Below are 11,848 nucleotides of genomic sequence, written 5' to 3' on the forward strand. Positions count from 1 at the left end.
CGATCGACGGGGTTGCTCCCGAGGTACGGCGGACCAACAAGCCGGACTTCATGCCCGGTGAGATCGCGGACGCGTTGCTCACCGTGTGGGCGGCGAGCACGGCAACCGTGTCGCTGACCCGCGATGTCGAGGATCTGGTAGGCCGCCCCGCCCGCCCGTTCACCAATGCGCACCAGCCACGTGGATGCATTCCGCGCCTGACCACAAGCCGGGTCGCCGGCACAGCGACTGACGAGAAGGGTTCCTCACATGGCGTTAAGCAGAAGAAGGATGCTCACTCTCAGCACGGGAGCGACCGCCCTCGGCACGGCGGGGACGTCGGCAGTGGCCCGGGCCGGGACTGCCGGTCCGGACGCCGCGTCCCCGCGCCATCCCGTACACGCCCCGCTGCCGGACGACCGGGGGCTGGCCCGGATGCTGCCGGGGCACTTCCGCAGCCGGTACGCGACAGTCAACGGGGTGCGGCTGCACTACGTGATCGGCGGTCGGGGCGCCCCGCTGATTCTGCTGCCCGGCTGGCCGCAGAGCTGGTGGGCGTACCGCAAGGTCATGCCGCTGCTGGCCCGTCGGTTCCGGGTCGTCGCGGTCGATCTGCGCGGCATGGGCTCCTCCGGCCGGCCTGGGAACGGCTATGACAAGAAGACGATGGCCAGCGACATCCTCGGGTTGGTGCACCGGCTCGGGTGGCGCAGCGCGAACGTCGTCGGCCACGACATCGGTTCGATGGTGGCGTTCAGCTACGCCGCCAACCACCCGCAGGCGACCCGGAAGGTCGCGCTGCTCGACACCGTCCACCCCCACCCGGGCTTCTACGACCTGCCGCTGCTCCCGCGGCCAGGCGAGGGCTTCAGCCTCTGGTGGTCTGCCTTCAACCAGATCGAAACGCTGCCCGAGCAACTCCTGGCCGGCCGCTCGCGGCACCTGCTGGACTGGCTGCTCCTCCACTCCCTGGCCGATCAGAGCCTGGTCTCCCCCTTCGACCGTGCGGTCTACGCGCGGACCTACGACCGGCCGGACGCCATCCGGGCCGCCTGCGGCTGGTACCGGTCGTTCCACCAGGACATCGAGGACCTGGCCGGCTACGGGCCGGTGACCGCTCCGCTGCTCGGGGTGTCCTCCGAGGCGAGCGATGGCGAACTGCGGCAGGTGCTGCCCGGCGTCGCCACGGACGTGCGGGTGGTGAAGCTGGACAACACCGTCCACTACCTGCCGGAGGAAGCCCCCGAGCGGCTAGAGGAGGTCTTGCGGGACTTTTTCGCCTGACCGAACTCCATCCGATTTCTTCCTCCGTCATAGGGAGTGACATGACCAAAGGCGTGATCGTCGTCGGTGCCGGACCCGTCGGACTGATGCTCGCCGGTGAACTCCGGCTCGGTGGCGTGGAGGTGACCGTCTACGACAGACTCCCCGGACCGAGCGGGGAGTCGCGCGGTGTCGGATTCACCCGGCGCGCCGCCGAGGTGTTCGACCAGCGTGGGCTCCTGGAGCGCTTCGGCGACGTCGAATGGGCCCAGGGCCACTTCGGTGGCGTGCGGATCGACTTCGGCAAGCTGGCGGACAACCACTTCAGCGTCCGGGGCATCCCCCAGTTCCGGACCGAGGAGATCCTGGAACGGTGGCTGGGCGAGCTCGGCGTGCCGGTCCTGCGCCGGCACGAGGTGCACGGTTTCCGCGAGACGGCGGACGGGGTGGTCGTGGAGTGGGAGGGGCCCGGGGGGCGTGGCGAGGACTTCGCCCGGTACCTGGTGGGGTGCGACGGCGCCCGTAGCCTGGTCCGGCGGCTCGCCGGGATCGACTTCGTCGGCTGGGATGCGACACGCGGTATGTACATGGCCGACCTGGTGGGAGCCGGGATCCGCCAGCGACCGATCGGCGAGAAGGTCGCGGGCGGCATGGTGATGGCCTTCAACCTGGAGAACGGGGTGGACCGCATCGTCATCCACGACGAGAAGCTGCGCCCGCCGGAGGACAAGAGCGCGCTGCGGTTCACCGAGATCGCCGACGCCTGGCAGCGCATGACCGGCGAGTCCCTGCACCACGCGGAGGTCCGCTGGATCAGTTCCTTCACTGATACCACCCGCCAGGCCGAGCACTACCGCAGCGGCCGGATCTTCCTGGTGGGCGACGCCACGCACATCCACATGCCCGCCGGCGCCCAGGGCATGAGCGTCGGAGTGCAGGACGCCGCCAACCTGGGGTGGAAACTGGCCGCGGCGGTCAACGGCTGGGCTCCCGAAGGGCTCCTCGACACGTTCGAGAGCGAACGCCACCCCGTGGGCCGGGACCTGATGCGGAACACCCGCGCCCAGACCCAGCTCTATCTCACCGACGACACCATGGAGCCGCTGCGCGCCGTCATGCGGGAACTCGTCGAGCTTCCGGGGGTCGCGCGGCACCTGGCGGGCATGGTCAGCGGCGTGGACATCCGGTACGACTCGGGCCCCGGCGACCATCCGCTGCTCGGCCTGCGGATGCCTCCCGACGTCGCGCTGCTGCTCCCCGACGGCACCCGTCGTCGTATCGCCGACCTCCTGCGCACCGCGCGCGGCGTCCTCGTCCTCACCGACCGGTCCGCCCTGCCGCGCGACGTGGCTGCCGCATGGTCCGACCGCGTCGACACCGTCACCGGCTCCTGGGCCGACGACGCCGACGGCCCGAGCGGCAAGGCCCCCGAGGCGGTGCTGCTGCGCCCCGACGGCCATGTCGCGTGGGCGGCACCGGATTCCGTCTCCCCGCAGCAGGCTGTCGAGCGCTGGTTCGGCGCCCCCGGGGTGGTCGCTGGTCAGGCGTGACCGCACCCGGACCGCCCGGCCGTGGGCGAAGCACCTCCGGATGGCGGTCACCGTCCTCGGGCAGCGTACCGCCCGGGTATCCGCGCCTCACCGCGCAAGGACCCGGGCGGTACGTACGGCTTCCGGTGGCCTCGCCAGGCACGTTCAGGCCGGCGCCCCGGACTTCGCCTTCTTCTCCGCGGCTTCGACGAACGCCCGGAACAGCGGCGCGGTGTCCTGTCCCAGTTCGCCGTGCGCCTGCAGCCCCGCCAGGAACGGCGCCGAAGGGTCGGCGGCCTCCGCCCCCTCGATCACCCCGTCGTCGGACCACGCCGTCGCCACCAGCCCGGCACCGAGCCCGTCAAGACCCTGGTGGTGGTGGCAGTACACCGTCGGCGACGGCCCCAGCGCCGACCCGAGCACCGAGTCCGGCCGCACCCGGATCGTCCGCGGCTCGTACTGCCCCGGAACCTTCGGCGAGTGCTCGGGCAGATGCTGGTTCAGCCGGCCGCCGCGGGAGACGGAGATCAGCTGGAGGCCCCGGCACACCGCCAGAACCGGAATGCCCCGCCGCTCTGCGACCGCGAACGCGGCCGACTCCGCGGCGTCCCGCGCCCGGTGCGGGGGGAAGGTGAACTCGCCCGGCTCCTGCCCGTAGAGCGCCGGGTCCAGGTCCCCGCCTCCGCTCATCAGCAGCGCGTCGACCCGCTCCATCACCGGCCCGACCGCCTCCGCAACCGGCGGCAACAGGACCGGAGCCCCACCCGCCACCGCCACCTTGTCCAGGTACGTCTGCGGCAGCAGCGATACCGCCACGTCACCCCAGATGGCCCAGTTCACTGTCGTCGCATCGGCGGTCACCGCCACCACGGGTCGCGTCATCGCTGCCACTCCTCTCATCGCCTGAATCACGCCGACCGGGCCCGTCACGCGCCCCGCACGGCTTACCCGCGCAGTGCACCGCACCGTGCTGGAATCACGGTCGAATCCCGCCCGGACCGCAGCGTGGGCGCGCACGGCCAAAGGCGGCTCCGCGTAGGCCCCGGGCCTCGTACGTCACCCCCCAGGCCCGGGGCGTCGGCGCGGAGTCCAGCGGACCACCAGCCGCGCTCCGGGAGTGGTCGAGACCGTCCGGCGAGCATCGGCACCGCGGCACCTCACGTGCCCCGTACCACCTCTCAGATTCCCCGGGCCGGCAGCGCCGCCGGCGACATCCGGACTGCGGAGCCCGACGCCGCGGTCGCACCCCGCTGACTCGAAGGGTGACCACCCGTGAACGACGACAACGCACCGGCCGCCAACGCCGAGCGCACCGAGCGGATCGCCAATCGGTCCCGCGCCGCCAACTGGAAGAAGCCCCCGCGGCGTATCGAGACGTCGGAGTGCATCACCTGCGACAGCTGCCTGCGGAGCTGCCCCGAGGAGTTCGGCGCCATCTTCGACCGCGGCCTCGACGTCGTGATCGTCCCGGAGCTGTGCTCCGGCTGCCCCGTGTGCGTACTGGAGTGCCCGGTCGACTGCATCTACGTCGACGAGGACTGGGCGCCCACGGACGAATCGATGTGGAGCCACATCGAGGTCACCCCGGTGAGCGCCCCGTGACCGCCCCCGCGCCGCGCGACGAGTCGCGCGAAACGCGCCGGGCCGCCAACGCCCGCAAGCGCATCAGCCGCCGGCCCAGCCGCCTCGGCAGCCCGGCCGGCGCCACCCCCAAGCCCGACCGCGAACGGGAGCCGGGCGCCGGCTTCACCGGGCTGCTGGAGCGCGCCTGGGCCCGGGCGCGGCAGGCCGGGGGGCCGCGCGCCGCGGTCGGCGTCCTGCTCACCCTCGACGGACACGTGCCCGCCGGGGTGCAGTTGCGGGCGCTCGGCACGGCGGAGGAGGCCGCGTTCAAGGCGCTGTGGGGCCTCACCTGGCGTACCGGCGAGGCCGCCGCGGACACGGCCGCGGACGGCGCGGCGGACCGGGACGCGGAGGACGAGCCCGTCTTCACGGGCGAGCTGGCGCTCGCCCGCAGCGGCCGGGTGGCCGTACGAGCCCCCTCGCAGCCCTCGCTGCGCCAGCAGGACCTGGTCGGCGGCTCCCTGCGGGTGCCGTGGTCCGCCCGGGCCGTGCGGGCCTACCGGCGCGAGCTGGCCGCCGCCACCGCCCGGCGCGCCGACGAGGTCGCGCACTGCCGCGCCTGGCTCGCGGAGCAGGGCGAGGCGGGCCGCGACGAACTGCTTGACCTGGCCACGGAGGCGGCCCTGCGCACCGCGCCGTTCGTCCTGTACCAGGAGGAGAAGCAGTACACGAACTTCCGCGACCAGAACAACATCACCGGCAAGACCCTTTTCCCCGGGCACCCCGACTGCGCGCTGAGCAGCCTCCGGGGCCTGCCGCTCGACCTCTGGTCCGACCACGACGTGCAGCTCCTGGTCTGCCTCGTCCTCCTCATCCGCTCGGCCGGACCCGGCCGGGTCGAGGAGGCCAACGGCACGCAGCTCAGCCTCGACCACGTCGCCGCCATGCTGGAGCGGGTCAGGCGCGGCTACGCCGCCGCACCCGGCGGCCCCTCCCTCCCGCACGCGGCGGCGCCCGACATCGCCGCGCTCGACACGCTCGCCACGACGCTCGGCACCGTCCGCAAGGCGTTCCCCGGCCGGGTCCAGCTCTACCGCGAGATCCACGGCGCGCTCATGCACAAGATCGAGCGCGTCGCCGCCCCGCCGGCGGCCCGGGCGCACCGCTACGAGCAGGACATCTGCGCCCGCCTCAGCGAGCGGCTGCCGCTGGCCGGCGGCACCTTCGACGCGCTGGCGGACGCCGCCGCCGCGGCGCCCGGGTGGCTGGCGCGGCCGCACGGCGCGTTCGGCAGCGGTCTGGAGTCGCTGGTGTACGAGACCGTCGCGGCCAGCGCGGACGTGTTCCGTACGGACTTCGCGATGAGCCGCGGGATGCGCTCGCTGCCCACCCTCGTCGCGAGGCTGAGGGCGGAGAGCTGGGCGGAGATCTGCGGCTGGGACATCACCAAGTACTTCTGCTGCGTGGTGCCCGCCCCGGAGGCACGCCGCCACTTCGGCGACTCCGCCACCGCGATGGCGGACGCGGCGTGGGCGATGTCGTCGCGCATGCAGTACAACTCCTGGCACTTCATCGCGGGCAACCTGCCCCGTACCGAAGAGGTCCTGGCCCGCGACCACTTCGTGCCGCCCACCATCCCCGACGTCGCCTTCTTCTCCGACCAGCACCACCACGGCCACGTCACCAACAAGGTCCGCTTCTCCATCCGTTCGCCGCAGGCCGTCGAGGTCGCCGGGCGACGGTTCAACGGGTTCGTCGACCTGCGGCTGCTGCGCTGCGACGGGACCCCCTTCGACGAGCAGGACCTGCTCGCCGCGCACCGGGTGTCCGGCCTCGTCGGCCGGGTGACCGGCCTCGCCGCCGAACTGGCCGCCGCCGGGGAGCCGGTGGAGGTCACGGCCTTCGACGCCGGCTGGCACCGGGCCGCCATCGCGGGGGCTCCGGCCGCCGCGCGGACCGCCGGGGCCGCCGGCAGAGCGACCGGCCGCTCGTGACGGCGGGGCAGAGCGCGGGGCCCGCTCCGGGGCCCGCCCGGCTCAGGGAGCTGCTGGCAGCCGGCGAACTCACCGCGGAGCGGCACGTACGGACCGTGCTGGACGCCATCCGCGCCGACACCACCGGCGCGTACGTCGCCGTCGCCGGCGAGGGCGCGCTGCGCGCGGCCCGGGAAGCGGACGCGCTGATCCGCGAGCGGGGCGCCGCCGCCTGGCTGGAGCGGCCCCTGCTCGGTGTGACGGTGTCCGTGAAGGACCTGCTGCAGACCGGCGACCTGCCCACCGGCCGCGGCTCGCTGCTCCCCAACACCCGCCCGCCGGAGGACACGCCCGCCGTGGCGCGGCTGCGCGCGGCCGGCGCGGTCGTCGTCGGCAAGACCGCCACCTCCGAGTACGGCTGGAGCGCGAGCACCGTCCGCCGCGTCGGCCCGCCCGTGCGCAATCCGTACGACCCCCGGCGCACCGCGGGCGGCTCCAGCGGCGGCGCCGCCGCGGCGGTGGCGACGGGGATGTGCGACGGGGCGCTCGGCACGGACGGCGCGGGCTCGGTCCGTATCCCCGCGGCGTTCTGCGGCGTCGTCGGCTACAAGCCGTCGTACGGCCGTATCCCCTACGTCCCCGGCAGCATCGAGCGGCTCTCGCACCAGGGCACGCTCGCCCGTCGCGTCGAGGACGCCGCCGCCCTGGCCGCCGTCGCGGCGGGCCCGCACCCGTACGACCCCGACTCGGCCCTCGGCTCCCTCGACCCCGAGCGCTCCTCGCGGCGCCTGCGCGTCGGCTGGGTCGAGTACGAGCGGACCGGCGCCGGCGTCCGCGAGGTCACCGAACGGGCGCTGGGGGCGTTCGCGGGACGCGGGCACCGGGTGGAGCGGATCGAGGTGCGCTGCGACGGGCTGTACCCGGCGCTGGTCGACATCCTCGCCGCCGCCGAGGCGGCCGCCACGGGACCGGAGGACGAGGAACTCTGCGACCCCGGCCGCCTGGAGGTCGTCCGCCACGGCCGCATCCTCAGCGGCACCGCGGTCATCCGCGCCGAGGAGGTGCGCCACGCGCTGCGGACGAAGCTGCGCTCGGTCATGGACCGCTACGACATCCTGGCGATGGCCACCGTGCCGGTCGAGCCGTTCGACGCCGGGGCCATCGCGCCCGAGTGGGCCGCCGACCCGCGCGACCTGCTGTGGCTCGCCTGGTCCCCGGCCACCTACCCGTTCAACATGACCGGCCAGCCGGCCGTCTCGGTCCCGGCGGGTCTCACCCCCGCGGGCCTGCCCGCGGGGGTACAGGTGGTCGGGCCCGTGGGCGCCGACGCCCTGGTGCTCGCCACCGCCGCGCGGCTGGAGACCGACCTCGGCGCGCTGCCGGCCCCGTGGGCGGCCCAGCCGCCGCCCGCCCCCGCCGCCCTGCCCGTCGTCGAAAGGATCTGAGCCGTGTACTCCAGAAAGTGGCGTTCGCCGTCGGGCGAGGAGAGCGTGGGGCGGCCGTCGTTCGTCGCCGACCACGACCTGTGGACCGACGACCAGGCGGCCGTCGCCGACCGGATCGAGGCCGAGCTGGGCCAGCTCGAACTGGTCCGCCTGGTCTACGGCGACCCGCACGGGCTCGTCAGGTCCAAGACCCTGACCGTGCCGGCGTTCCGCTCCGTGCTCCGCCACGGCATGAACTTCAGCCCCGGCCCCTTCCTCTTCGACACCGGGCACGCCGTCGCCGTCGACTTCCTCGGCGACCCCGGCATCGGCGTCGAGGAGATCGCGGGCGCCGGGAACTTCATCCTGGTGCCCGACCCGCTGACCTTCCAGGTGCTGCCAGGCACCGAGCCGCGCACCGCCTGGGTCATCGGCGACGAGTACCTGCGCGAGGGGAGCCCGCACCCGCTGTCGTCCCGCGCCGTGCTGCGCGCCGTCGAGAAGCGGTACGCGGTACGCGGCCTCGACCCGCTGCTCGGTCTCGAGGCGGAGTGGTACCTCACCCGGCGGCTCGACGACGAGCCGGGCAACGAGGGCAACGGCTTCGGCACCCAGGGCCGGGCGCCGCGGGTCGCGGCCGTCAACGCGGGCTACCAGTTCAACCTGGACTTCCGCTACGACTCCGTCGCCGCCGTCGCCGACCCGCTGGCGCAGTGCCTCACCGCGCTCGGCCTGCCGCTCCGCTCGATGGAGCACGAGTCGGGACCCGGCCAGGTCGAGACGACGTTCGCGCCGATGCCGCCGCTCGACACCGCGGACGCCATGCTCCTCTTCCGTACGGTCACCAAGCGGCTCGCCGCCCGCCGCGGCTACCACGCCTCGTTCATGTCGCTGCCGAAGCTGCCCTCCTTCGACCCCAGCGGCTGGCATCTGCACCAGTCCGTACGGGAGTCGGCCACCGGCCGCAACCTGTTCGGCGCCGAGGGGCTCTCCGGCGGGCTGTCCCCGGAGGGCAAGGCGTACACCGACGGGCTGCTGTCCTGGGCGCGGGAGCTGCTCCTGCTCTCGGTGCCCACCGTCAACGGCTACCGGCGCCTGGACTCCGCCCACACCCTGGCCCCGACGCGGATCGGGCTGAGCGTGGAGGACCGCACCGCGATGCTGCGGGTGGCCGGCGGCGGCGCCAACGCCCGGATCGAGAACCGCATGGGCGAGCCGTGCGCCAACCCGTACCTGAACATCGCGGCGCAGCTCTTCGCCGGGCTCGACGGGCTGGAGGGCGGCGCCGCCGGTACGCCCGCGGACCCCGGCGCCGGCCTCGTGCCGCAGTCGCTGCGCGAGTCGTTCGGGGCGTTCCGCGCGGGCCGCGCCGAGCAGTTGCTCGGCGCCCCGCTGACGGCCTGCCTGACGCGGCTGAAGGAGAGCGAACTCGACCGCTTCGAGACCTGGTGCGCGGCGACCGGCGCGCCGGCCGGCGAGGTCACCGACTGGGAGCAGCGCGAGTACTTCGAGGCGTACTGAATCCGAGGCGTACGAGGAACGACGACGGGACGGGTGGCACAGATGATTCCCCGCTACACGCTGCCGGACATGGGGCGGCTCTTCTCCGATCAGGCACGGTACGAGACCTGGGTACGGGTCGAGATCCTCGCCTCCGAGGCGCAGGAGCGGCTCGGCCGCGTCCCCGCCGGGGTCGTCGAGGACATGCGCCGGGCGCCGGTGCCCGCCGCCGCGCGGGTCGCGGAGCTGGAGCAGGAGCGCGACCACGAGGTGCTCTCCTTCCTCGCCGCCTACTGCGAGGGCCTGCCCGACGCCTCGGCCCGCTGGGTGCACCTCGGCATGACCAGCTACGACCTGGTGGACACCGCGCTCGGCCACACCCTGGCCACCGCCTGCGACCTGCTCTCCGGGGCCGCCCGGGAGCTGCGGCGCACCCTGGTCGGCCGCGCGCTCGAGCACTGGGACACGGCGATGATCGGCCGCACCCACGGGGTGCACGCCGAGCCCACCACGTTCGGGCACAAGCTGGCCGGCTTCGCGTTCGGCGTCGACCGGTCGCTGCGCCGGCTGGCGGCGGCGCGCGAGGCGGTGGCGGTCGGCACGGTCTCCGGCTCCGTCGGTACGTACGCGCTCATCGAACCCGCGGTGGAGGCGCACGTCTGCGCGGCTCTCGGGCTCGGCGTGGAGGACTGCCCCAGCCAGGTCGTCGCCCGCGACCGGCACGCCCAGTTGCTCCAGGCCGTCGCCGCACTCGGCGCCTGCGTGGAGCAACTCGCCCTGGAGCTGCGGCTGCTCCAGCGCACCGAGGTCGCGGAGGTGGAGGAGGGCAGGTCCGCGGCGTACCAGGGCTCCAGCGCCATGCCGCACAAGCGCAACCCGACCACCAGCGAGCGGCTCTGCGGCCTCTCGCGGCTGCTGCGCGGCCACGCCACCGCCGCGCTGGAGAACGTCCCGCTCTGGCACGAACGTGACCTCGCCCACCAGTCGGTCGAGCGGGTGATCCTGCCCGACAGCCTGACCGTGGCGCACTTCCAGGCGACGAAGGCCGCCGAACTCGTCGCCTCGCTGCGGGTGCACCCCGAGCGGATGCGCGCCCACATCGACCAGACCGCGGGACTCGTGCACAGCTCCGCGGTCCTCGCCGAACTGCTGACCGACGACGGTGCGGAGCGCGAGCGCGCGTACCGCGCCGTGCAGCGGGCCGCCGACCGTACGGTGGCCACCGGGGAGCACTTCGGCGCCACCCTCGCGGACGAAGGCATCACCGTCGGCGAGCTGCGCCCGGAGCGCTTCCTCACCCGTCACGACGTGATCCGCGACCGATTGGAGAAGCTCGGTGCACTGGAAGACTGAACGCGTCGCGGGCGCCTCGCTCGACCTCGACGAAGTGCTCGCGGTCTACCGGGACTCGGGGCTCGGCGAGCGGCGGCCCGTCGACGACCGGGAGCGGATGGCCACGATGGTGCGCGAGGCCAACCTCGTGGTCGTCGCGCGCGACGAGGACGGCGCGCTCATCGGCCTCGCGCGCAGCGTCTCCGACTTCGCCTACGTCACGTACCTCTCCGACATCGCCGTCGTCCGCGCCCACCAGCGCGCGGGCGTGGGCCGCGCGCTCATCGACGCCACCATGGCGGAGGCCCCGGCGGCCAAGCTCGTCCTGCTGTCCGCGCCCGCCGCCCGGGACTACTACCCGCACCTCGGCTTCACCCGGCACGACTCCGCATGGGTGCGCAGCACGTAACCACCGCGTGCGGCGCCGCTGCCCGCGGCCCGTCCGCCCACCTGCCGAGCACACCACACGGGGAGGTATGACTCAGATGACGTCGCAGGTGCTGCCCGACCTACGCGCGCCGGTGACCAGGACCGCCGTGCCCGAGGATCCGGCGGACGCCGGCCCCTCGGGCACGGCGGCCGCGGGGCCGGCGGGCCGGCGCATCCTGGTGGTCGACGGGGACCCCGACACGGGCGAGTCGCTGATGGCCCAGCTCCGCCGCTACGGGCACGAGCCGGTGGGGGCGAAGCAGGGCGGCGCCGCGCTGCGGGCGCACCAGAACACGGAGATGGTCCTTCTCGACCTCGAACTCCCCGACCTCGACGGTCTGGAGGTGTGCCGGGGCATCCGCGCGGTGAGCCACGTGCCGATCATCATCGTCACCGGCCGGGAGTCCGAACTCGACTGCGTGCTCGGCCTCCAGGCCGGCGCGGACGACTACGTCACCAAGCCGTACGGGATGCGCGAGCTGATGGCCCGTATCGAAGCCGTGCTGCGCCGCTCCCGGCCGCAGCAGCCCGCGGCCGGCCGGCACCTCAGGCACGGCCGGCTGCACATCGACGTGGCCTCCCGCCGCGTCACCGTCGGTGGCACGGAAGTCGCGCTCACCCGCAAGGAGTTCGACCTGCTCTGCCAGCTCGCCTCGCACCCGGACACGGTCATACCGCGCAAGCAGCTCCTGCAGCGGGTCTGGGGCGACTCGTGGTCGCGGCGCACCGTCGACACGCACGTCAGCAGCCTGCGCGGCAAGCTCGGCGGCAGCGGCTGGGTCGTGACCGTCCGGGGGGTGGGGTTCAAGCTGGGCCACGCGTGACGGCACGCGCCGGGCGGCGCGTGCCGTCGGGG

10 protein-coding genes are annotated in these 11,848 nt (G+C 74.0%); 9 read left to right on the top strand and 1 reads right to left on the bottom strand.

The window, feature by feature from the left end:
• Nucleotides 1–270 precede the first annotated feature (270 nt).
• Together FB457_RS17675 and FB457_RS17680 are read left to right on the top strand one after the other, a co-directional pair.
• The gene (locus FB457_RS17675) at nucleotides 271–1,263 is read left to right on the top strand and encodes an alpha/beta fold hydrolase (protein WP_253911501.1); all 993 of its coding nucleotides are present in this window, start codon (nucleotides 271–273) and stop codon (nucleotides 1,261–1,263) included.
• A 41-nt stretch (nucleotides 1,264–1,304) separates the two neighbouring features.
• Nucleotides 1,305–2,792, top strand: a complete 1,488-nt coding sequence (locus tag FB457_RS17680; RefSeq protein WP_047019033.1) for an FAD-dependent monooxygenase — start codon at nucleotides 1,305–1,307, stop codon at nucleotides 2,790–2,792.
• A 144-nt stretch (nucleotides 2,793–2,936) separates the two neighbouring features.
• Here the strand turns inward: FB457_RS17680 and FB457_RS17685 are convergent, their stop codons facing one another.
• The gene (locus FB457_RS17685) at nucleotides 2,937–3,653 is read right to left on the bottom strand and encodes a gamma-glutamyl-gamma-aminobutyrate hydrolase family protein (protein WP_047019034.1); all 717 of its coding nucleotides are present in this window, start codon (nucleotides 3,651–3,653) and stop codon (nucleotides 2,937–2,939) included.
• A 390-nt stretch (nucleotides 3,654–4,043) separates the two neighbouring features.
• On the opposite strand from FB457_RS17685, the gene FB457_RS17690 reads away from it, so the two are divergent.
• From FB457_RS17690 to FB457_RS17720, 7 genes are all read left to right on the top strand, one after another.
• A complete protein-coding gene (locus FB457_RS17690) occupies nucleotides 4,044–4,373 on the top strand; it encodes a 4Fe-4S dicluster-binding protein (RefSeq protein ID WP_052770553.1) in 330 nt (109 codons plus the stop codon).
• Complete coding sequence (locus FB457_RS17695; protein ID WP_145782372.1) at nucleotides 4,370–6,328, top strand: hypothetical protein; 1,959 nt, start codon at nucleotides 4,370–4,372, stop codon at nucleotides 6,326–6,328. Before FB457_RS17690 ends, FB457_RS17695 begins: the two co-directional genes overlap by 4 nt.
• Nucleotides 6,325–7,752 (top strand): amidase family protein, encoded by a 1,428-nt coding sequence (locus tag FB457_RS17700; RefSeq protein ID WP_222439508.1) that lies wholly within the window; start codon nucleotides 6,325–6,327, stop codon nucleotides 7,750–7,752. Before FB457_RS17695 ends, FB457_RS17700 begins: the two co-directional genes overlap by 4 nt.
• Before the next feature lie 3 nt (nucleotides 7,753–7,755).
• Nucleotides 7,756–9,252, top strand: coding sequence for a glutamine synthetase family protein (locus FB457_RS17705; protein ID WP_047019036.1), 1,497 nt, complete (start codon nucleotides 7,756–7,758; stop codon nucleotides 9,250–9,252).
• A 42-nt stretch (nucleotides 9,253–9,294) separates the two neighbouring features.
• On the top strand, nucleotides 9,295–10,584 hold the full coding sequence (purB, locus tag FB457_RS17710) for an adenylosuccinate lyase (protein WP_047019037.1): 1,290 nt from the start codon (nucleotides 9,295–9,297) through the stop codon (nucleotides 10,582–10,584).
• Nucleotides 10,568–10,972 carry a GNAT family N-acetyltransferase gene (locus FB457_RS17715; RefSeq protein ID WP_047019038.1) on the top strand — a complete coding sequence of 135 codons (405 nt, stop codon included), beginning with the start codon at nucleotides 10,568–10,570 and terminating at the stop codon, nucleotides 10,970–10,972. Before purB ends, FB457_RS17715 begins: the two co-directional genes overlap by 17 nt.
• A gap of 67 nt (nucleotides 10,973–11,039) precedes the next feature.
• Nucleotides 11,040–11,816 carry a response regulator transcription factor gene (locus FB457_RS17720; protein ID WP_486589054.1) on the top strand — a complete coding sequence of 259 codons (777 nt, stop codon included), beginning with the start codon at nucleotides 11,040–11,042 and terminating at the stop codon, nucleotides 11,814–11,816.
• Nucleotides 11,817–11,848: the final 32 nt, after the last annotated feature.

Source organism: Streptomyces sp. CNZ287, assembly GCF_007827615.1.